This window comes from Flavobacterium sp., assembly GCF_036515215.1.
Classification (GTDB): domain Bacteria; phylum Bacteroidota; class Bacteroidia; order Flavobacteriales; family Flavobacteriaceae; genus Flavobacterium.
The window spans coordinates 1-20,800 of record NZ_DATBVQ010000164.1; the positions used below are offsets into that span (position 1 = coordinate 1).

Here is a 20,800-nt window from a genome sequence, read left to right on the forward strand (position 1 = left end):
CCAGCCGATTCAATGCAGCGCAGGTTCGAATCGCCCCAAATAATTCCGAATTAAAGACCTTGGCCGACGTGTTCCACGCACCCTTTGCGCTGTATTCAAAAAATATTGCGGGTTCTTACAGAAACGCATGTGATAAATTAGGCGTCAAAATGCTATTATTCGAAGGAGGGAAGTCCATTGATTTGAATGAGGGAATAACCAAACAAGGGGTAGAGGGCAGCGTGAGAATACTGAACCACCTTGGAATGTTGAAGGATAGTCAAAACATCACAATTCCTGATGATGAAACCATATACATTAAAAAATCGAGCTGGATTCGAGCCAAATATTCCGGAATGTTTCACAGCATAACAATGGTAGGAAGTTATATCGAGAAAGGGCAATTATTAGCTACTATTTCGGACCCTTACGGTAAAATCGAGCATAGGGTAAAATCACCAAATTCCGGATATATTATCAATGTTAATCAGGCACCCATTGTCTATCAAGGCGATGCCATATATCATATATCAACAACTTTAGAGAAATAGACGCTTAGGCCAGTCAAATTTCGTCGGCCTGAACGTTTGTGTTTTGATAAAAGAACCAATTACGCAACTCTACAAAATCCAACCAACGCAATCGATGGGTATAAAATTGTGATTATGGATCATGTTGAAGTAGATCATTTGAGTACTTTTATAGCTGATTTAAAAGACAGCAGTCATGCAAAAAAAGAAATTACGCTCGAAGTATAAAGCATTAAGAACCCAACTATCTGAGAATGAATTGAAAGATAAGAGTTTAGCCGTTGCCAATAAACTTTTGGCGCTGCCTATCTGGGATAAGACCTATTTCCATGTTTTCTTGCCTATAGCCGAACAAAAAGAAGTGGACACAGAACTGATCTTGCATTTGCTTTCAGGAAAGGATAAGGAGATTATCATTTCGAAATCCGATTTCGAAACCCGCAATATGACCCATTTTCTGCTGACGGACAATACAAAAATCAAAAAAAACGAGTATAATATTCCCGAACCTGTTGACGGAATCGAAGTTCCCTCGGCTAAAATTGAAGTGGTTTTTGTTCCGCTATTGGCCTTCGACAAACAGGGACATCGAGTGGGATATGGCAAAGGATTTTATGATGTTTTTTTATCGGAATGCAAACCAGAAACAATTAAAATTGGCCTTTCGTTTTTCGAAGCGGAAGAATTGATTACCGATATTTGCGAAACAGATGTTAAATTGGATTATTGCGTAAGCCCGATTACTGTTTATCAATTTTAAAAAGCTTAATTTCGCCATCAATATTATTTTATACCTATGAAAAAAATTAAATGCCCAAGATCTGTAATGGCAATTCTAGTGCTGCTGTTTACAGTTTCATTGTCAAACTGCAGCATACAAACTAGAACCAGCAGATCAACATATAAAGCTAAAAAACTCCCGCCTGGTCAAGCTAAAAAGATATACGGCGGAAAAAGCGCGAAACGATACGCTCCCGGTCACAACAAATAAAAAAAAGGGACCCATTCAAATTTGAATGGGTCCCTTTTTTTTTATCTAAATTTTAATTTAATTCTTGTGAAAAGCCTTTTTGTTGAAAAAAATCAATATTCCCACTCCGGTAGAAATGGCCATATCGGCAACATTGAAGATGGCATTAAAAAACGTAAACTCTTTTCCTCCCCAAATTGGCAACCAACTCGGCAAGTTTCCGTGCCAAAACGGAAAGTAAAACATGTCGACTACCTTGCCGTGAAAATATTTTCCATAGGGTTGGTCAGTAAATATCGTGGCCAGTTGAGAATGGCTGTCATCGAATATAACTCCGTAAAATACCGAATCAATGATGTTACCAAAGGCTCCTGCCAGAATCAATGCTATTGCCACAATTAAGTAATTTGAGCTGTGTTTTCGTTCCACAGAATCCCATAACCAATACCCAATTCCACCAACTGCAACCAGTCTAAAAACAGTCAAGAATAATTTACCATAGGTGCCCGGAATTTCAGTTCCCCAGGCCATTCCTTCATTTTCAATAAAAAGAATTTTAAACCAGCTAAAAACTTCAACTTCTTCACCAAGTATAAAATTAGTTTTTACAAATATTTTTGAAACCTGATCAACGATTAATATGATGAAGATAAGTAGATACGCTTTTCGTAATGACATTTTTAAAATTTTAAGTGGCGCAAAAGTAATAATTTTATCAAAAAAAACGCTCCCAATGGAGCGTTAAATATTTATATAACGGATGTGAGACTATCGTTGTAAATTTTTGGCTTCTATACTCATAGTAGCATGCGGAACGACTTTTAATCTGTCTTTGTTAATTAGTTTGCCTGTTACTCTGCATACGCCGTAGGTTTTATTCTCTACACGGAATAATGCATTCTTCAGATCACGAATGAATTTTTCCTGACGGATCGCCAGCTGCGAGTTCGCTTCCTTGGACATGCTTTCACTTCCTTCCTCAAATGCTTTAAATGTAGGCGAGGTATCATCCGTACCATTATTTAAATCATTCATGTAGGCGCTCTTTATCAAATCCAAATCAGCTTGCGCTTTTTGTATTTTATTTAGAATTATCTCTTTGAACTCTGCCAAATCGGCGTCAGAGTATCTTGTTGGTGCATCTACCATCTTCTGATTATTTAGTAATTTTTATTTTTGTTTTTATCTCGTCAAACTCAATTTCTGTGCCATTTTCCACCTCTTCTTCAAAAACCAATTCTTCTGTTAATGTTTCTGATTTAATATATGCTGCATTTGGCTCTATTGCCTCCTCTAAAGTGTCATTTTTCTGTAAATGGACCTTTATTTTGTCCGTCACTTCAAATCCCGAATCCTTTCTTATATTTTGAATTCTGTTTACTAATTCTCTTGCTATCCCTTCTTTTTTCAACTCAGGAGAAATCACTATGTCAAGTGCCACCGTTATTCCGTTTGAATTGGCAACTAACCATCCTTCTATGTCTTGGGACGAAATCTCTACGTCTTCTAATGTTAAAGTTATGCTTTTTCCACCAATAACAACATCAATAGTTCCATTACTCTCCAATTGGCTGATTTTTTCGGCCGAAAATTTCTGTATATTACTGGAAATCAGACCCATATCTTTTCCGAAACGAGGCCCCAGCGCTTTAAAATTAGGCTTTATTTGCTTCACCAGAACCCCCGAAGCATCGTCTAAAAGCAGGATTTCCTTGACATTCACCTCAGCCTTTATCAGCTCGGAAACAGCCTCAATCTCGAGCCTCTGACTCTCGTCAAGCACTGGAATCATTACCTTTTGCAAAGGTTGACGCACCTTGATCATTTCCTTTTTTCGCAGTGATAACACCAATGACGAAATGGTCTGCGCTTTCTGCATTTTGCTCTCTAACATTTTATTAACATAGTTGTCAACCGAAACCGGGAACTTGGCCAAATGTACACTGTCATAGTTTTCTGACTGCGTTGCCAAAGTTAAGTCTCTGTAAAGCTTGTCCATGAAGAACGGGGCAATTGGGGCTCCCAATTTACTTATAGTTAACAGGCAGGTATACAACGTTTGGTAAGCAGCAATTTTGTCTTGCGCATATTCCCCTTTCCAGAAACGTCTTCTGCACAAACGAACATACCAGTTGCTCAAATTTTCCTGAACGAATTCAGATATCGCACGAGCCGCTTTCGTTGGCTCATAATCGGCATAGAAACCATCGACATCCTTTACCAAAGTATTCAATTCCGAAATAATCCATTGGTCAATTTCGGGTCTTTCGTTCAACGGAATTTCGGCCTCATCGTACTTGAATCCGTCAATATTGGCATATAAACTAAAGAAAGAATAGGTATTGTATAGGGTTCCGAAGAATTTCCTGCGAACTTCTGCGATTCCCTCTAAGTCAAATTTTAAATTGTCCCAAGGATTGGCATTTGATATCATATACCATCTTGTGGCATCCGGGCCATATTCATTCAGTGTGTCAAAAGGATCTGCTGCGTTCCCTAATCGCTTTGACATTTTCTGTCCGTTTTTGTCCAAAACCAAACCGTTTGAAACCACATTTTTGTAGGCTACTTTATCAAAAACCAATGTAGCTATGGCATGCAAGGTATAAAACCACCCACGTGTTTGATCCACTCCTTCTGCAATAAAATCAGCGGGGAAATCTTTATTTTCGTCTATTTTGTCTTTGTTTTCGAAAGGATAATGCCATTGTGCATACGGCATCGAACCTGAATCAAACCAAACGTCAATCAGATCAGCCTCCCTTTTCATCGGTTTCCCTGAAGCAGAAACCAAAGTAATCGCATCGACCACATTTTTATGTAAATCAACTAAATCATAGTTTTCTTCAGCCATATTTCCAATTTCAAAACCTTTAAAAGGATTTTCTTTTTGGAAACCGGCTTGGATAGATTTTTCGATTTCGTTGTATAATTCTTCTATCGAACCTATCAGGATTTCTTCGGTTCCTTCCTCATTTCTCCATATTGGTAACGGGATTCCCCAATATCTTGAACGTGACAAATTCCAGTCGTTGGCGTTTTTTATCCAGTTCCCGAAACGTCCTTCCCCTGTCGATTTTGGTTTCCAGTTGATGGTTTCGTTCAGTTCGAACATTCTGTCTCTGACTTCCGTGATTTTTATGAACCAGGAATCCAGGGGATAGTATAAAATGGGTTTATCCGTTCTCCAACAATGTGGGTAACTGTGAACGTATTTCTCTACCTTAAACGCTTTGTTCTCTTCTTTTAATTGAATAGCAATCTCAACGTCGATAGAACGCTCAGGAGCTTCGCCCTCGTCATAATATTCGTTTTTTACGTATTTACCGGCATATTCACCCATATGAGAAGTGAATTTTCCTTGCAAATCAACCAGAGGAACCGGATTTCCATTTTCATCCAAAACCAATAAAGGCGGCACTTCCGGAGAAGCTTCTTTCGCCACTTTTGCATCGTCTGCACCAAAAGTCGGAGCGGTGTGTACAATTCCTGTTCCATCCTCAATGGTCACAAAATCTCCCGAAATTACCCTAAAAGCATTTTCCGGATTTTCATAAGGTAAAGCGAAAGGCATTAATTGCTCATAGCGAATTCCCACTAAATCTGACCCTTTACATTCAGCAACGATTTGGTACGGAATTTTTTTATCTCCTTCTTTGAAATTTTCAAAATCATACTCTTCTGCACTTTCGAAAAAGCCTTTCCCGAACTGTTTTCCAACCAAATTTTTAGCCAAAACTACATTCGAAGGACGAAAGGTATACTGATTGAATGTTCTCACGACAACGTAGTCTATTTTTGGCCCAACGGTCAAAGCAGTATTTGAAGGCAAAGTCCATGGGGTCGTAGTCCACGCAAGTATGTCTATATCGCCTAAGTTTTTTAAAACTTTAGGTAATGTTTCATTTATTGTTTTAAATTGAGCCACAACCGTAGTATCAGTCACGTCTCTGTAACTTCCCGGTTGATTCACTTCATGCGAACTCAGACCAGTACCAGCTTTTGGTGAATACGGTTGAATGGTGTATCCTTTGTACATCAAATCCTTGTTGTAGATTTGCTTCAAAAGCCACCAAACGGTCTCCATATATTTGGGCTTGTAAGTCACATACGGATCGTCCATATCAACCCAATACCCCATTTTTTCGGTCAAGTCATTCCACACGTCAGTATAGCGCATCACGGTTTTTTTACACGCCTCGTTATAATCTTCAATGGAAATTTTCGTTCCTATATCTTCTTTTGTAATTCCTAGCTCCTTCTCCGTCCCCAATTCCACAGGCAAACCATGGGTATCCCAACCGGCTTTGCGCTTTACTTGAAATCCTTTTTGTGTTTTATATCTGCAAAAAATATCCTTGATAGCGCGCGCCATAACATGGTGAATTCCCGGTAAGCCGTTTGCCGAAGGTGGCCCTTCGAAAAATACGAATGGCGGGTTTCCCTCGCGAGTCGTTATGCTTTTTTCAAATATGTTTTCTTTCTTCCAAAAATCAAGTACTTCTGACGCTACTGTTGGTAAGTCAAGTCCTTTGTATTCAGTAAATTTTGTGCTCATTTTATCCTTTTCTTTAATCGAAGTGCGAAAGTAAGGAATTTTCAATAATTAAACACGAAATTCATGAATTGACGCGGATTTTTGTTAACCGCTAGCTTTCAGCTAATTTAAAAGTAAGAATAATTCGATTTGCGCGCCATTGAACTAGATAATAATTGGATGAATCCATTAGAATTAGCTTCGCTTTTTCTTGTCATATTTGGGAAGACTAGTTGCTTTTTCCTAAGAAAAAACTTCCTTTAAAACCTCCAAGGATTTCGGTTTTTTGAAGCCGTCAAGATGAAAACTGTAGTAATCAATCAGAATTTTCAACACAATTTGCCTTTCAATGACATGGAAGGTTTTTTGGTCAGTATCGAATTTTAAATCGATGAGTTTTTTGAACAAATTCGTTTCATGCTCCGTCAGGGAACTAATGGCGTGAAACGGGGTAAAAACGCCTTCCGTCATTTCGAAAAAAGGCATGTCCATATCGGAAACATCGGGATAAAAACCAAGATATTTTGTTGCTTCCAACATTAGAATCAAATGGAAATTGGCTATTTCATCATGATGGTCCAGCCATAGAAAGGCCGTTTCCAGGAAGCTAAAAAGTGACTCGTTTGTTTCTTCCTCGTGTATCGAATGATGTAGAATTTCAGAAATAAAGATCACGATAGTACTTTTAAAGATATCCGAATGAATGGTCTGAAATGGCGTGCTAATTTTGATTTCTTTGAAGTTTTCCAAAGTCCCTTTATTCTTGTGGACAGCTTCGATTTCAAGAATAGTCAGCGGCTGGAAATAGGCGATTTTTTGGTTTGATTTCCTGCCCGAAAAAGCATCCCTTACAAAGTAGGATTTCAAGCCGTGCGATTGCGTGAAACATTTCACAATCAGGCTCTTTTCCTGGAATTTTATAGATGAAATAACGATGGCTTTGGTTTTGACTTGCATTTTAAATATGAGTTTTGAATCGATCCAAAAATCTTTTCTCTACATAATACCAAGAAAAAGCTGCAAATAAAAAGGTTAATGAAATTACATATGTTGCCATTAGGATTGGATTATATTTTTCAAATAAATTATACTGTCTAAAAAGCTGAATTATTGGAAAATGATAGATATAAATCCCATACGTAAAATCACCAAATTTTCCGAAATCATTAAGAAACGAGAAACTGTAAGCTGCAGCTATAACCAATATCCCAAATACCGCGGGATAGAAAACGTTTGTGTTTAAGTCAATATACTGAGAAATCACCAACGTTGAAATCGCCATTAATATCAACATTTTATTATTTTTTAAAACAAAATCTAAGTTCAAATATAAAAATATCCCCACTGCAAAATAGGCCAAATACCCGGGTAATTGTTTCGCCAGCAACGGCTTATTAAAATAATCGTCCATTATAAACCAATACAATAGCGACAAACAATAGATTGCTATCAGTACAATAAACGGCTTATTAACTTTTTTAATAAAGTAAAAAATAAACGGCAAACTGATATAAAAGCCTTCCTCCACTTTTAAAGTCCATAACGAGCCATTGACAGCACACATAAGATTGTTTTCAAAAAGACCAGGCAAGCAGGGATGCATAAAATTCAGAAAAAACAAATTCCACCCTAAATATTTATAAACGTTTATATCTTTAAAATATTCTGTAAAACTATGCTTTCCAAAAAAAGCCAAAATTAAAACCGACAGCAGCAATACAAAAACGTAAGCTGGGACAATTCTCTTTACTCTCTTGATAAAATATTTTTTTAACGACGGAGTGTTTAAATAGCTTTTGGCCACCAGAAAACCACTTATAACAAAAAAACCCTTGATGCCAATAATAGCATTAGTATAGTTTGATAAAAAATGGAAGCTTCTATTTTGAGAAAGTTCAGCAAGATGTGCCAATAGAATATTTAAAGCAAAAAACATTCTTAAAAAATCAAAGCAATTGTTGTTATTATTCATTTACAAAAATATTGAGCATCCATTCTATACAGACCCTTGAAATCATCTGATTATCATCACTTTTTTCACTTTGGTTTCCACTCCGTCTTGCGCCGAAATAAAAATCATGTATACCCCGGAAGCCACTTTGTATTTCCCAAAAGCAGAAGTATCCCATTCCAGCGTGCCCCCTTCAGAAGTGGCTTCATAGACAAGATTCCCTTCAATGTCAGTGATTTTTACGTTGGCCTTGTCTATCAAGCCAGCGATTTTGACGGTGCCCTCATATTCTGGCCGGACCGGATTCGGATAAACGTAAGCTTTACTTAGATCCTCACTTGCTTTTGTTGCAATTCCCTTAAAAGAAATCAATCCCCTGTCCGTGGCAATAAAAACCTCACCGGTTGAACTATTAATGTCAACGTCGTTGATGGCATTACTTGGCAACGGTGAATTGTTTATCGTAAAATGATATATCGTTTCCTGACCGTTTGGGGAAACCAGAAACAAACCGGAGTCTGCGGTACCGATCCATTTATTATTGGCGCCGTCGACAACAATATCAGTAATGAATTGCTCGTACAATAATTCTTGTGCTAGATTGTCTTCTAATATGATAATTGAATTAGTCGTCAGTTGGCTTTCCGTTTGAAAATTACCCACATTAGGCAATATCCGCAGCCCTTTCGTGGTCCCGATCCAAAGTTGGTTTCTGTTGTCAACCGCGACTGCCCTTGCATCTGCGATAGGCAAATTTCCTGTGTCAGGTCCAAATGTGATTTTCTTAAACGTGTTATTACTTTCGTTAAAACCTATAACACCATCCTTATTAGTGGTTAGCCATTTCGTTCCGTTTTTATCGACTGTCATTCTACCGTAACTGCATTCCTCGGCATCAATTAGTATTGATTTTGTCGAGAAACTTTGCCATGTTCCATCGGCCTTTAACACTTTTATACCGCTGTTAACCAAACTATTATTGACCCATAAATTCCCTGATTTGTCATATGTGGCTCCGTTCACTCTAACATCATTAAAATAATTTGGTATGAATGAGATCTGCTCCAGTCCACTATTTGTTTGGTTATATAAAACTGTGGGTACATCATTTTCTAATTTCAACAAACCAGAATAAGAGGAGCCAATATATACTTCATTCTCATTACTAGGGTTCACGGCAATTCTTACCAATGATTTTGCTCCCAGAACTGCTTCATAAGGAATGTTTAGCCAGCCTGTTGCCGTGAACTTACTGATTCCATACTCATCTAATGGATACGGGTTATAATCTACCGAATAATCCCCATAAACTGCCCAAACCGAAGTCGAAGTAGTTTGAAGCGCAAAAATATTGTTTCTTGAAGGCCCAGACGGGGTTGTGTTTTCAAAATTAGAAACGGCAACTATTGTCGTTGTAAATAAGCCGTTTTCTTTTGTTCCAATATATATTTTATCACCTATGCTTGCAGCACAGCTAAAAATGGGACTCTCCTGTACTTGACTACTGTTTATTTGACGTACCAACTGCATTTGATTATTGTAGACAAAAACACTGTTCTGGCTTGTAATGATCAAATAAGTGTCGTTTGCTCTCATATCCAAAGTCGTTTGTGCAAGAGCCACGAAGCCGTCAAAGGAATTCGTATTTGTATTGTATTTGTGAATAAATCCTGAACTGTTAATCGCGACCAATTCTGTGTCAAAAGTTTCTATACTCGACCAGCTTCCTGCCGCAATCTGACTCCATTGATTAAAATCATTTAAATTTTCATTGGTGACAGCCGCTCTTCGAATGCCATTGTTTGTGGCTGCGTAAATAAATCCATTGTAAACCGCCGTTTGTCTGACGCTGATTTCCGCACCATCATCACCTATGAAATATGTATCTCCGAAGAGATTGGTCTTTAAATCGAATTGCACGATTCCAAAATCACAGGAAACATAAACAATTCCGTCGTATTCCATGAAATGATTTATTTTTTTCATGTTGACGGGAAGTTGTTTGTTTATAATGTCTACCACGTTTAACATGCTTCCGTCAGCCTCGTTGATAACAATCATTAATCCGTTTTCATAGCCAACGAGCGATTTGTTGAATTGGGAACTATAATGAAGGGAACTGATAGTTTGGCCTGAAAGACCGTCTACCGTATTGGTCGTCTTCATTTGGTTGCTTATTGTATTTACATAAAACAAGGCGTTTTCTGAAGCCGCAAAAATAGCGGTCGGCGACAATGACACGTCTTTAATTTCATTGTATGAAAAATAACCCTGCCAAGACAAATTAGTTTGGGCAAAACTCATTTGAATGACCAGTAGAAGCAGTAAACTTAAAAGCCGTTTTTTCATTATCAGTATGACTATAGATTCACAAATATAGCACAAACAAAAGTATCCGATTTTTGTTCTGCCAAAAAAAAAGCCTTCTGTCCGAAACTTCGGCAGAAGGCTTTTTAAATATTTAAAAAAGATTTATACTACCCCTTGAGCTAGCATAGCATCAGCCACTTTTACAAATCCAGCGATGTTTGCACCTTTTACATAATCAACATAACCACTAGCATCAGAACCGTATTTCACACATGAAGCGTGAATCGCAAGCATGATTTCTTTTAGTTTTTGGTCTACTTCTTCAGAAGTCCAGCTTAATCTCAATGAGTTTTGAGACATTTCCAATCCTGAAGTTGCAACTCCACCAGCATTTGACGCTTTTCCTGGAGCAAACAATAATTTTGCTTTTTGGAATACTATAACCGCTTCTGGCGTAGTAGGCATGTTAGCCCCTTCGGCTACACAAATACATCCGTGCGCCACTAAAGCTTTAGCTTCCTCTTCATTTAATTCGTTTTGAGTTGCACAAGGCAACGCAATATCACATTTCACTTCCCAAGGACGTGCTCCTGCAACATATTTCGCTTTAGGATATTTCTTAACATATTCGCTAATTCTTCCTCTCAACTCATTTTTGATCTCCATAACATGAGCCAATTTCTCGGCATCAATACCTTCGGCATCATAAATATAACCGGCAGAATCTGACATAGTCACCACTTTACCACCTAATTGAGTCGCTTTTTCGGTAGCATATTGCGCTACGTTTCCAGAACCGGAAACCACAACTGTTTTACCTTCAAAACTATTCCCTTTTGTTTCTAACATACTTTGAGCAAAATAAACCGCTCCATATCCAGTTGCCTCAGGTCTGATCAATGAACCTCCAAAAGATATTCCTTTACCGGTCAAAACACCTGTGAATTCGTTTCTTAGCCTTTTATATTGACCGAACATATATCCAACTTCTCTTCCTCCTACACCAATATCCCCTGCAGGAACATCCGTGTTTGCACCGATATGTTTAGACAGTTCTGTCATGAAACTTTGGCAAAAACGCATCACTTCATTGTCTGATTTCCCTTTTGGATCAAAATCAGCTCCACCTTTTCCACCACCCATTGGCAATGTGGTTAGGCTATTTTTAAATGTTTGTTCGAATGCTAAAAATTTTAAGATACTCAAATTCACCGACGGGTGAAAACGAAGTCCCCCTTTGTATGGTCCGATAGCAGAATTCATCTGGATACGGTATCCTCTATTTACTTGAGTCGCTCCTTTATCATCAATCCAAGCTACACGAAACATAATGATTCGGTCAGATTCGACCATTCTTTCCAAAAGCATTTTGTTCTGGTATTTTTTATTTTCTTCGATAAAAGGAATCACTGTTTCAGCAACTTCTAAAACTGCCTGTAAGAATTCCGGTTCGTTTGGGTTTTTTTTAGTAACCTCTTCAATAAAAGTAGTAATACTTTGTGACATGATTATTAGATTATTAACGTTTAAGAAAACGTTTTCGTTAGAGTGTACAAATATACATTTTATAAGAATATTTCTAATTAATATTTAATTATATCTTGGCGAATTATCTTTTTATTAATCATTCCTTAAAATTTTGGCTTTTGAAGTTAGCAAACATATAAAATCATTGTCGTTTTCTTAAGCAAATTACTATTTGTTTACTTATTTTTGATTTTAATTTTAATGGATGAATGATGTTTTTTATATATTTGTCCATACTCGAAATTTTAACAAAAAATGCTCAGATACATCTCTCTTATTTTGTTTGTTTTATTCGGCTTCGCAAATAATTCAAATGCTCAGTTCGGCTTCTCGCACGAAGTGGGAGTTATAGCTGGCCCTGTAGCTTTTCAATCTGACTATGGTCAGCGTTATAATTTTGACACCAATATCGGAAATACAGGAATGGGAATCGGAATTATACATTACTTAAATTTCTCCTACGAAGCGGACTGTAACTGCTATACACCTGAAACCTATTTTAACGATCATTTTAAATTAAGAAGCGAATTGTCTTACAATAAAACCAACCTAGAGCATCTTGGTGAATGGGTTGCTCCTGACCATACCGGATTAGGTGCCGATCAATTACGGGCTATGAAAGGAAGCACTGCCGTTACTAATATAGGTATGCAATTGGAGTATTTCCCTTTTAGTATCCGTGATTTCACCGCCAGAATAGGTAGTTTGGGTCCATTTGTTAGTCTGGGAGCCCAATTCAGTTATTACAATGCCGAGGCTTACTCGACACTTGGACCGTTGGGCACGCCCTTAACTACATTCCCAAAATATTTAGTCCCTACCGACAATCGCCCTTATGGTTTTTCAACAGAAGGAGGTTCCGTCTGGTCAGTAGTCTCCAGTGTGGGAACACGCTATAAGTTAACTCCATTACGCGATCTAATGGTGGATTTGCGCTTTCAATATTTTTTCTCGAATTGGGTGGATGGTTTAAATCCCAACCCGGCGATTTACAAGGAGAACAAAGCAAACGACTGGTTAGTGTGGTTTAATGTGGGCTATATATACTATTTGCAATAGGATATTTTCTGTCCATAGAAAAACAAAAATCCCAATTCTAAATTGGGATTTCTTTTATTCATTGTGGAAAAATGTTTGGCTTAGGCCAATGCTTGTTCCAAGTCTTCGATCAGATCGTCTATATCTTCTATCCCTACGCTTAGACGCACTAAATCATCGGTAATTCCCACTTCTTTACGTTTGTCTTCCGGTATGGAAGCATGCGTCATCAAAGCGGGGTGATTTGCCAAAGACTCTACCCCTCCCAATGATTCTGCCAGAGTGAATATTCTAACTTTCTCTAAGAAATCAACTGAATCTTCTTTTTTCCCCGACGCAAAATCAAAAGAAACCATCCCCCCATATCCGCTCATTTGCTTTTTGGCAATTTCATGATAAGGATGACTGGCTAGTCCCGGGTAATAAACCGTTTTTACCTTCGGGTGATTATTTAAAAATTCAGCCACTTTCTCGCCGTTTTCACAATGCCTTTGCATCCTTAAATGCAATGTTTTTATTCCCCTAAGGACAAGAAAACTATCCATTGGCCCAAGTGTCGCTCCGGTTGCAAATTGTTGAAAGAGCAATTGCTCGCCCAGTTCAGCAGTTTTAGCAATTAAAGCCCCTGCCACAACATCAGAATGACCCGATAGGTATTTTGTAGCCGAATGCATCACTACATCCGCCCCCAAGTCTAATGGATTCTGCAAGTATGGCGTTGCAAAAGTATTGTCAACAGCCAAAAGTATATTCTTCGCTTTTGTGATTTTGGCAATTGCCGCTATGTCTGCCAATTTCATCAAAGGATTTGTTGGTGTTTCTAACCAAACCAATCTGGTATTCTCATTAATAAAGGACTGGAAATTATCCAAATCATTCATATCCACAAAATGAAACTTAATCCCCGAGTCTTTATAAATCTTAGTAAACAATCTATACGTACCTCCGTACAAATCGTCCATAGCGATGATTTCGTCGCCTGCCTTGAAAGAACGCAACAAACAATCTGTGGCAGCCAAACCGGATGAAAACGCCAAACCTTTAGCACCATTTTCGATACTCGCTAGCGCGGCTTCTAATGCTGTTCTGGTTGGATTTGCCGACCGGCTGTATACATAATCCCCAATAGGTTTCCCTGGACTGGTTTGTGCAAATGTAGAAGTTTGAAACACCGGAGGCATAACCGCCCCAGTCGATGGGTCGTGATGTTGTCCACCATGTATCGTTTTAGTGTTGAATTTCATATCTTTCAATTTTTAATGACATAGCAAACTTAGCTTTAAATTTATTCTTGCTAAGGCACAAGTCCATACCTTTGTATTTAATTAACATTTTTTGAAATGAAATATATTGTACTATACGCTATATTACTTTTTTCGATGGCGCGCTGTTCAAAAGAATTGGTTTTTGAAAACCAGTCCTTCGAGAAGAAAACCAGCTTAGCATGTACTGAAAATTGTCCCCATATAACAGTCACTGTCCCAATTGCGAAAGACGTCCCGATCGTGGCGGACAGCATCAACAAAAAAGTGTTTTCCGTTTTGAAGCAGATCATTTATTTTGGTGAGAAACCATACACCTCGACCAATTATGATGGGCTACTAAATTCATTTATCGGCTCTTATGAACAACTTCGAAAAGAATATCCAAAAGACGTTTTTGGATGGGAAGCTGAAGTGGAAGGAAGCGTAAAATACCAGTCTGACAGCATCCTAAACATACAAATCAAGCATTACACCTTTACCGGTGGCGCCCATGGTTATCAGGGGCTGCGTTCTTTGCTTTTTGATCCTGCGACCGGGAAATCAATCCCAAACAGTCAATTGTTTAAGGACCAAAACGCTTTTAAGGCATTCGCCGAAAAAAAATTCAGAAACAAATACAACATTCCTGAAAACAAGTCCATTAACGCTACAGGACTTCTTTTTGAAGGTGACAAGTTCAGCTTGCCTCTCAATATTTTTTACACGGACAAAGGGCTGCTTTTATATTACAACCCTTATGAGGCGGCATCTTATGCTGATGGCCCTAAAGAATTGCTATTGTCTTACAAAGAGATAAATGATTATTTGCTCCTCAAGTAATCAATCTTTGGCGGGAGAATGTATTAAATATATTTTTTAATACTCAATATGACCCCAAGATGTATGCCTTCGTGAAAATAATTGAACGACATGGCATCCCCCGCATTATTCAGGGTAAATCCAGTCGAAGTTGGGTATTGCTGATAGTTTTCGAACATTTTATTTTCAAAATCAGTTTCGGTTTGATCGATTGTTTTTAAGAGCAATTCCTTGATTTCATCCGCTTCCGCTTGCGTCGCGTCATGTTCCGGCTTACTGCCTTTCTTGTATTTATCGACCATTTCGTCAGAAATCATCATAGGTAAACCGGACAATTTATAAACAAGCATCTGCTGCACCACCACGATATGGGCAATATTCCAAATCAAATTATTGTTAAAGCCTTCTGGAATTGCGTTGAGTTGTTCTAAAGTATGTTTTTCTAAAAATTGGGACAATAGTTTTCTGCTCGTTCTGGTAATGTCGAATGTTTGTTGCATTTTTCTAAATTTTTTATAAAAATAATCATTTTCACTTTCAAATGATTTTTCTTTGCACAAAGAAATTGAAATTATTATGAATAAAATATACTATATCGCTTCTTGTGATACTTGCCGAAAAATCATAAAATCATTACCAAAAGGGAATAATCTAGTTTTTCGTGATATAAAGCAAACGGCTTTAACTGAAGAGGAATTAGAAGAAATGCACCAAATTTCAGGTAGTTATGAAGCCTTATTCAGCAAAAAAGCGGTATTGTACAAATCGATGGATTTAAAGAACAAATCTTTGACAGAAGCCGATTATAAAAAATACATCCTGGAACATTATACTTTTTTGAGCCGACCCGTTTTTGTAATTGACAATAACGTATATGTTGGCGGAACCCAGCAAAACATGCTCCAAGTAATGAAAGCGTTGGGGAATGTCTAAAAGGAATGTCGCGCTTTTTGGCGCTACTATTGTTTCGGTAATTTACGGAGTTACATTCACCATTGCCAAGGACGTGATGCCAGAGCACATTGACGCCTATGGCTTTATTTTATTGCGTGTAAGCGGGGCAATGCTGTTGTTCTGGCTTTCGTGGTTCTTTATGCCAAAGGAAAAAATTGCCCTTAAAGATTTTCCTCGAATAATCGCGGCCGCTTTTTTTGGCGTGGCTTTTAACATGCTTACTTTTTTTAAGGGATTAAGCCTCACTTCGCCGATCTCGGCATCCGTTATCATGGTCACAACTCCGATGATTGTATTGCTGCTGTCGGCAATCATCATGAAAGAACGCATGCAAAAACGCATGGTAATCGGGATAATTCTCGGATTGATAGGAACGGCCTTTCTTATTCTTTACGGCAAATCGATCGGTACTGCAACTAATGCCAGCATAGGCAATGTGCTAGTTTTTGTAAATGCGGTTTCTTACGGTTTCTATTTGATAATCGTCAAGAAATTGATGGATAAATACAATGCCTTCACCTTCGTAAAATGGATTTATCTGTTCGGTTTTCTGATGGTTTTACCTTTTGGCTGGAGCCAATTTGAAGCGGTAAACTGGGCGATAGTTCCGATGCATATTTATTGGAAGATAGCGTTTGTGGTGGTCATTTCGACATTCGTAACCTATTTGCTAAACCTACTCACGATGAAAGAATTAAAACCAACAACCGTCGCGGTATTTATCTACCTTCAGCCTTTCTTCGCCACCGTTTTTGCAATTGGCCTAGGAAAGGACGACTTGACTTTGGTAAAAATCATTTCGGCAATGTTGATTTTTGTCGGCGTTTATATGGTTACCCAGAAAAAAGGAACTGCTGAAAACTAACTTAACGGTCACTCTGCTGACATTTATATTCTTAAACACATCGTCTGAGTCTAACTCTAGCCAATGAACTCTTTTTTCTTATCTTTGAACTCTTTTAGAAAATTATATGATACAATCGATGACGGGTTTTGGTAAAGCCACTTTGCAATTACCAACCAAAAAAATAACAATAGAAGTAAAATCCCTAAACAGTAAAGGACTGGATTTGAACGTGAGAATGCCTTCCCTTTACCGTGAAATGGAATTGGGGTTGCGTAACCAAATAGCGGTGAAACTCGAAAGAGGAAAAGTGGATTTTTCCATTTTTATCGAAAGCACGGCAGAACAAACTTCAACTAAAGTAAACGCGCCCATCGTAAAAGGATACATCAAGCAATTGAAAGAAATCTATGCTGACGCAGATGAGACCGAATTGATGAAAATGGCGGTGAGAATGCCAGACGCTTTAAAAGTGGAGCGCGATGAAATTGACGAAAATGACTGGGTACAAATCCAAACAGTTGTCGAGGAAGCTGTTCAGAACATCCTGACTTTTAGAAGAGACGAGGGAATGTCACTGGAAAAGGAATTTCAATTGCGAATCGGGAATATTCGTCAATATATGACGGAAGCTTTAGCACTAGATCCAGAGCGTGTGCAGGCAATAAAAGATCGTTTACAAACCGCAATTGCGGAACTTAAGGTAAACGTGGATGAAAACCGTTTTGAGCAAGAATTAATCTATTATTTGGAAAAACTGGACATTACAGAGGAAAAAGTTCGTCTAACCAATCATCTGGATTATTTCTTGGAAACCATAAACGGAACGGAAGCCAACGGTAGAAAATTAGGTTTTATTACCCAAGAAATGGGTCGCGAAATCAATACCATGGGTTCTAAATCAAACCATGCACAAATGCAGAAATTAGTCGTTCAAATGAAAGACGAATTGGAAAAAATTAAGGAACAGGTCTTGAACGTACTGTAAGTTTCGGCAAAAAAAAATCTGAAATAAATTCAGCATAAAATGAAAAAAGGAAAATTAATCGTTTTTTCGGCGCCATCGGGTTCCGGAAAAACGACTATCGTTAGGCATTTACTTGGCAAAGAAGACCTTAATTTGGAGTTTTCCATTTCAGCGGCGACGCGAGAAGCTCGTGGGGAGGAAGTTAACGGGAAAGATTACTACTTCATGTCTTTGGAAGAATTTAAAAATCACATCAAAAACGAAGATTTTGTGGAGTGGGAAGAAGTCTATCGCGACAATTTCTACGGCACCCTAAAAAGTGAAGTGGAACGCATTTGGGCAAAAGGTAAAAACGTGATTTTTGATATCGACGTGGCCGGTGGACTGCGAATTAAGCACAAATTCCCTGAAGAAACACTAGCCGTTTTCGTGAAACCACCCAGTATTGACGAATTGAAAATTAGATTGAAAAAAAGGTCAACGGAAAGCGATGACAAGATCAATATGCGTATCGCCAAAGCTTCCGTAGAATTGGCTACCGCCCCCCAATTTGACACCATCATAAAAAATTACGATTTGGATACCGCCAAAGAAGAGGCCTATCAGCTGGTGAAAGATTTTGTAAATAAATAGAAATTGAAAGATTGAAGAGTTGCAAGATTTAAAAACCGATGATAATCTTTCAATCCTTAAATTTTTAAATCTTTAAATTAAATCTATGAAAATAGGACTTTATTTCGGAACATTTAACCCCATCCATGTAGGCCATTTAATTATTGCCAACCATATGGCGGAGAATGCTGACTTAGACCAGGTGTGGTTAGTCGTTACCCCGCACAACCCCCACAAGAAGAAAGAAACCTTATTGGATGACTATCACCGCTTGCAAATGGTACACTTGGCAACCGAGGATTTCCCGAAACTAAAACCGTCCGATATCGAATTCAAATTATCGCAACCTAATTACACTGTGAACACCTTGGTTCATCTCGAAGAAAAATATCCGGACCATGAATTTTCACTAATCATGGGAGAAGACAATTTGAAGTCCTTGCACAAATGGAAAAACTTCGGGGTCCTTTTGCAAAATCACGACATATACGTTTATCCGAGACTGGAGGCCAAAGGACGAGCAGCCGAAGCAACCTCGCCTGAACAAGAAAATCTAGATTTAAAAAAGCACCCGAAAGTTCATCTTATTGATGCTCCCATTGTCGAAATTTCTTCGACTTTTATTCGAAAAAGTATTAAAGAGGGAAAAAATATCCAGCCGTTATTACCTTCAAAAGTTTGGAAATACATTGACCACAATAATTTTTACAAAAAATAATTAGCCTAATATATTTTTCAACTCGGACTCAATTTCTTGAAAAGCGGTATTAAAATTGTCGTTTTTACCTGACAATATATATACTTCAGTATTGGGCATTTGTTTGCTGTCCCACAATAATTGCAGTTTTTTATCCCGCAGGAACGACTTGGCATTACAATTCCATACAATAGCAACGCCCGTATTTTTCGAGAGTATCCTTAACATTTCGTATTCAGAAGGAATAATGTAATTAGGGATTATGGAGGGTCTTTTTTTGTTAAAGACATACATCCAAAATAATTTCACATGCGGAATTCCCGAATCGTGGCTATACCAAATCTGTTCATTCAGCCAATTTTCCGTCGCAGCAAAATCATTCCCTTTAATTTTGGCTTTTAATCTTATGCCATCAACAGTAGTTGAACCCACGATAATTTGTTTGATATCACCCACTTTTTTTTGAATGGTATCAAAAGTGTCGTATTTAGCGGTCACAATTGCAAAATCCAGTTTCTTGGCGTTGACCAATTCAAAGAGTGTCTGATTTTCATGGAAACTAAAATCAATATAGTCGAATTTTGAGATTAGCGAACTCCCCAAACTGCTGAATAAATGTTGAGACACCCCTATTGTGATCAATCGGTTGGCGTTAAAAGCTTTGGTACGAAAACCATTTTCCACATTTTCCAACCGGTCTAACGCCTCTATTATCAAGTTATTCAGTAACTTAGCGTATTCCGTCGGTTCAACGCCTTTGGATTTCCTATTGAATAATTTATAGCCCACATGCGCCTCCAACATAGACATTTGTTGACTGACCGCCGGTTGACTGATAAATAATTCTTTGGCCGCCAAAGAAAAATTACGGTTTTTATAAACCGACTTAAACGTCCTGTACCATTCCAGATTGACCATGATATAAATATATTTATTACAAACATAATTTAAATTATTTTTACTAATAACATATTCGCCGTAAATTTGTATAAAGAAAATAAACCATGAAAAAAATAGCATTGTTTACAGTATTAGTATTAACAGTGGGTTGCCTAAGCGCAACCGCACAAAAACAAAATAAAAAAAGTATGAAAAAAGTATTATTTGTTCTTACCAGTCATGATAAATTGGGAGACACCGGAGAAAAAACAGGATATTGGACCGAAGAATTTGCAGCTCCATACTACGAATTAGCCGACAAAGGCGTTCAAATCGATATTGCCACACCACTGGGAGGACAACCCCCGATTGACCCGAAAAGTGACGATCCTTCTGCCGCTACAGAAGACACGAAACGACTGGACAAAGACGCTGAGATATTGGCAAAACTAAAAAACACAATTAAATTATCGGATGTGAACGAGGCTGATTATGATGCCGTTTTTTACCCAGGAGGTCACGGTCCGCTTTGGGATTTAGCCACCGACAAAACATCAAGCGCATTGATTTCAGCTTTCTATACTAACAACAAACCCGTAGCTTTCGTTTGCCACTCACCAGCGGTATTGAAAAACGTAAAAGTGAATGGAGAATATTTAGTAAAAGGTAAAAAAGTAACAGGATTCTCCAATACGGAAGAAGCAGCAGTAGGGTTAACTGGCGTTGTTCCTTTCTTATTGGAAGATGCTTTACAAGCAAACGGAGCAACTTATTCAAAAGTGGCGGATTGGCATCCATATGCAGTTGAAGACGGTTTGTTGATCACCGGACAAAACCCAGCTTCCTCTAAATTGGTAGCCGAGAAATTATTACACCAATTAAACGCAAAAAAATAAGCATGTTAAACTTCGAATTATATAATCCTACGAATCTTGTATTCGG

The 20,800-nt window shown here is 38.0% G+C and carries 20 protein-coding genes; 10 read left to right on the plus strand and 10 right to left on the minus strand.

From position 1 onward, the window contains the following. Together VIH09_RS11045 and VIH09_RS11050 are read left to right on the plus strand one after the other, a co-directional pair. The coding region (locus VIH09_RS11045; protein ID WP_331580916.1) for a succinylglutamate desuccinylase/aspartoacylase family protein at positions 1 to 530 on the plus strand (530 nt) is incomplete at its 5' end. 175 nt (positions 531 to 705) lie between these two features. After that, a complete protein-coding gene (locus tag VIH09_RS11050; protein WP_331580918.1) occupies positions 706 to 1,269 on the plus strand; it encodes a 5-formyltetrahydrofolate cyclo-ligase in 564 nt (187 codons plus the stop codon). A gap of 288 nt (positions 1,270 to 1,557) precedes the next feature. Here VIH09_RS11050 and VIH09_RS11055 read toward each other — a convergent pair whose 3' ends face one another. From VIH09_RS11055 to gdhA, 7 genes are all read right to left on the minus strand, one after another. After that, positions 1,558 to 2,157 (minus strand): lipoprotein signal peptidase, encoded by a 600-nt coding sequence (locus tag VIH09_RS11055; protein WP_331580920.1) that lies wholly within the window; start codon positions 2,155 to 2,157, stop codon positions 1,558 to 1,560. A gap of 90 nt (positions 2,158 to 2,247) precedes the next feature. Next, on the minus strand, positions 2,248 to 2,628 hold the full coding sequence (locus tag VIH09_RS11060) for a TraR/DksA family transcriptional regulator (RefSeq protein WP_331580922.1): 381 nt from the start codon (positions 2,626 to 2,628) through the stop codon (positions 2,248 to 2,250). Positions 2,629 to 2,635: 7 nt separating this feature from the next. Continuing rightward, on the minus strand, positions 2,636 to 6,037 hold the full coding sequence (gene ileS / locus VIH09_RS11065; protein WP_331580924.1) for an isoleucine--tRNA ligase: 3,402 nt from the start codon (positions 6,035 to 6,037) through the stop codon (positions 2,636 to 2,638). A gap of 222 nt (positions 6,038 to 6,259) precedes the next feature. Then, positions 6,260 to 6,973, minus strand: coding sequence for a DNA repair protein RecO (gene recO, locus VIH09_RS11070; RefSeq protein WP_331580926.1), 714 nt, complete (start codon positions 6,971 to 6,973; stop codon positions 6,260 to 6,262). A 1-nt stretch (position 6,974) separates the two neighbouring features. Next, entirely contained in the window at positions 6,975 to 7,988 is a 1,014-nt protein-coding gene (locus tag VIH09_RS11075; protein ID WP_331580928.1) for an acyltransferase, read from the minus strand. Between the two features lie 42 nt (positions 7,989 to 8,030). Continuing rightward, positions 8,031 to 10,316, minus strand: a complete 2,286-nt coding sequence (locus tag VIH09_RS11080; protein WP_331580930.1) for a T9SS type A sorting domain-containing protein — start codon at positions 10,314 to 10,316, stop codon at positions 8,031 to 8,033. 123 nt (positions 10,317 to 10,439) lie between these two features. After that, positions 10,440 to 11,783 carry an NADP-specific glutamate dehydrogenase gene (gdhA, locus tag VIH09_RS11085; RefSeq protein ID WP_331580932.1) on the minus strand — a complete coding sequence of 448 codons (1,344 nt, stop codon included), beginning with the start codon at positions 11,781 to 11,783 and terminating at the stop codon, positions 10,440 to 10,442. Between the two features lie 276 nt (positions 11,784 to 12,059). Between gdhA and VIH09_RS11090 the strand changes: the two genes are divergently transcribed. Further along, positions 12,060 to 12,863 carry a THC0290_0291 family protein gene (locus tag VIH09_RS11090; RefSeq protein WP_331580934.1) on the plus strand — a complete coding sequence of 268 codons (804 nt, stop codon included), beginning with the start codon at positions 12,060 to 12,062 and terminating at the stop codon, positions 12,861 to 12,863. 80 nt (positions 12,864 to 12,943) lie between these two features. On the opposite strand, the gene VIH09_RS11095 is transcribed toward VIH09_RS11090, so the two are convergent. Then, the gene (locus tag VIH09_RS11095; RefSeq protein WP_331580936.1) at positions 12,944 to 14,086 is read right to left on the minus strand and encodes a cystathionine gamma-synthase; all 1,143 of its coding nucleotides are present in this window, start codon (positions 14,084 to 14,086) and stop codon (positions 12,944 to 12,946) included. 96 nt (positions 14,087 to 14,182) lie between these two features. Here VIH09_RS11095 and VIH09_RS11100 point away from each other — a divergent pair, with 96 nt between their 5' ends. Further along, on the plus strand, positions 14,183 to 14,926 hold the full coding sequence (locus tag VIH09_RS11100; protein ID WP_331580938.1) for a DUF3298 and DUF4163 domain-containing protein: 744 nt from the start codon (positions 14,183 to 14,185) through the stop codon (positions 14,924 to 14,926). A gap of 23 nt (positions 14,927 to 14,949) precedes the next feature. Here VIH09_RS11100 and VIH09_RS11105 read toward each other — a convergent pair whose 3' ends face one another. Continuing rightward, entirely contained in the window at positions 14,950 to 15,405 is a 456-nt protein-coding gene (locus VIH09_RS11105) for a DinB family protein (protein WP_331580940.1), read from the minus strand. A gap of 76 nt (positions 15,406 to 15,481) precedes the next feature. On the opposite strand from VIH09_RS11105, the gene VIH09_RS11110 reads away from it, so the two are divergent. The 5 genes from VIH09_RS11110 (at position 15,482) to nadD (ending at position 19,000) form a co-directional block, all read left to right on the plus strand. Next, on the plus strand, positions 15,482 to 15,838 hold the full coding sequence (locus tag VIH09_RS11110) for an arsenate reductase family protein (protein WP_331580942.1): 357 nt from the start codon (positions 15,482 to 15,484) through the stop codon (positions 15,836 to 15,838). Then, complete coding sequence (locus VIH09_RS11115) at positions 15,831 to 16,724, plus strand: DMT family transporter (RefSeq protein WP_331580944.1); 894 nt, start codon at positions 15,831 to 15,833, stop codon at positions 16,722 to 16,724. The genes VIH09_RS11110 and VIH09_RS11115 overlap by 8 nt, the downstream gene beginning before the upstream one ends. 106 nt (positions 16,725 to 16,830) lie before the next feature. Continuing rightward, a complete protein-coding gene (locus VIH09_RS11120; RefSeq protein WP_331580945.1) occupies positions 16,831 to 17,691 on the plus strand; it encodes a YicC/YloC family endoribonuclease in 861 nt (286 codons plus the stop codon). A gap of 39 nt (positions 17,692 to 17,730) precedes the next feature. Next, positions 17,731 to 18,303 carry a guanylate kinase gene (gmk, locus tag VIH09_RS11125; protein ID WP_331580946.1) on the plus strand — a complete coding sequence of 191 codons (573 nt, stop codon included), beginning with the start codon at positions 17,731 to 17,733 and terminating at the stop codon, positions 18,301 to 18,303. Positions 18,304 to 18,388: 85 nt separating this feature from the next. Further along, the gene (gene nadD / locus VIH09_RS11130; protein WP_331580947.1) at positions 18,389 to 19,000 is read left to right on the plus strand and encodes a nicotinate (nicotinamide) nucleotide adenylyltransferase; all 612 of its coding nucleotides are present in this window, start codon (positions 18,389 to 18,391) and stop codon (positions 18,998 to 19,000) included. On the opposite strand, the gene VIH09_RS11135 is transcribed toward nadD, so the two are convergent. Continuing rightward, positions 19,001 to 19,897: a LysR family transcriptional regulator gene (locus tag VIH09_RS11135; RefSeq protein ID WP_331580949.1), complete on the minus strand. Its 897-nt coding sequence runs from the start codon at positions 19,895 to 19,897 to the stop codon at positions 19,001 to 19,003. A gap of 86 nt (positions 19,898 to 19,983) precedes the next feature. Between VIH09_RS11135 and VIH09_RS11140 the strand changes: the two genes are divergently transcribed. Then, entirely contained in the window at positions 19,984 to 20,754 is a 771-nt protein-coding gene (locus tag VIH09_RS11140; protein WP_331580951.1) for a type 1 glutamine amidotransferase domain-containing protein, read from the plus strand. Positions 20,755 to 20,800 lie beyond the last annotated feature (46 nt).

Excerpts from the sequence above, each read along its gene's own strand:
- VIH09_RS11115 (WP_331580944.1), top strand. The coding sequence starts at position 15,831 with ATGTCTAAAAGGAATGTCGCGCTTTTTGGCGCTACTATTGTTTCGGTA.
- VIH09_RS11090 (WP_331580934.1), top strand. The coding sequence starts at position 12,060 with ATGCTCAGATACATCTCTCTTATTTTGTTTGTTTTATTCGGCTTCGCA.
- nadD (WP_331580947.1), top strand. The coding sequence starts at position 18,389 with ATGAAAATAGGACTTTATTTCGGAACATTTAACCCCATCCATGTAGGC.
- gdhA (WP_331580932.1), bottom strand. The coding sequence starts at position 11,783 with ATGTCACAAAGTATTACTACTTTTATTGAAGAGGTTACTAAAAAAAAC.
- ileS (WP_331580924.1), bottom strand. The coding sequence starts at position 6,037 with ATGAGCACAAAATTTACTGAATACAAAGGACTTGACTTACCAACAGTA.
- VIH09_RS11120 (WP_331580945.1), top strand. The coding sequence starts at position 16,831 with ATGATACAATCGATGACGGGTTTTGGTAAAGCCACTTTGCAATTACCA.
- VIH09_RS11075 (WP_331580928.1), bottom strand. The coding sequence starts at position 7,988 with ATGAATAATAACAACAATTGCTTTGATTTTTTAAGAATGTTTTTTGCT.
- VIH09_RS11110 (WP_331580942.1), top strand. The coding sequence starts at position 15,482 with ATGAATAAAATATACTATATCGCTTCTTGTGATACTTGCCGAAAAATC.
- VIH09_RS11095 (WP_331580936.1), bottom strand. The coding sequence starts at position 14,086 with ATGAAATTCAACACTAAAACGATACATGGTGGACAACATCACGACCCA.
- VIH09_RS11135 (WP_331580949.1), bottom strand. The coding sequence starts at position 19,897 with ATGGTCAATCTGGAATGGTACAGGACGTTTAAGTCGGTTTATAAAAAC.
- VIH09_RS11140 (WP_331580951.1), top strand. The coding sequence starts at position 19,984 with ATGAAAAAAATAGCATTGTTTACAGTATTAGTATTAACAGTGGGTTGC.
- VIH09_RS11100 (WP_331580938.1), top strand. The coding sequence starts at position 14,183 with ATGAAATATATTGTACTATACGCTATATTACTTTTTTCGATGGCGCGC.
- VIH09_RS11080 (WP_331580930.1), bottom strand. The coding sequence starts at position 10,316 with ATGAAAAAACGGCTTTTAAGTTTACTGCTTCTACTGGTCATTCAAATG.
- VIH09_RS11105 (WP_331580940.1), bottom strand. The coding sequence starts at position 15,405 with ATGCAACAAACATTCGACATTACCAGAACGAGCAGAAAACTATTGTCC.
- recO (WP_331580926.1), bottom strand. The coding sequence starts at position 6,973 with ATGCAAGTCAAAACCAAAGCCATCGTTATTTCATCTATAAAATTCCAG.
- gmk (WP_331580946.1), top strand. The coding sequence starts at position 17,731 with ATGAAAAAAGGAAAATTAATCGTTTTTTCGGCGCCATCGGGTTCCGGA.
- VIH09_RS11055 (WP_331580920.1), bottom strand. The coding sequence starts at position 2,157 with ATGTCATTACGAAAAGCGTATCTACTTATCTTCATCATATTAATCGTT.
- VIH09_RS11060 (WP_331580922.1), bottom strand. The coding sequence starts at position 2,628 with ATGGTAGATGCACCAACAAGATACTCTGACGCCGATTTGGCAGAGTTC.
- VIH09_RS11050 (WP_331580918.1), top strand. The coding sequence starts at position 706 with ATGCAAAAAAAGAAATTACGCTCGAAGTATAAAGCATTAAGAACCCAA.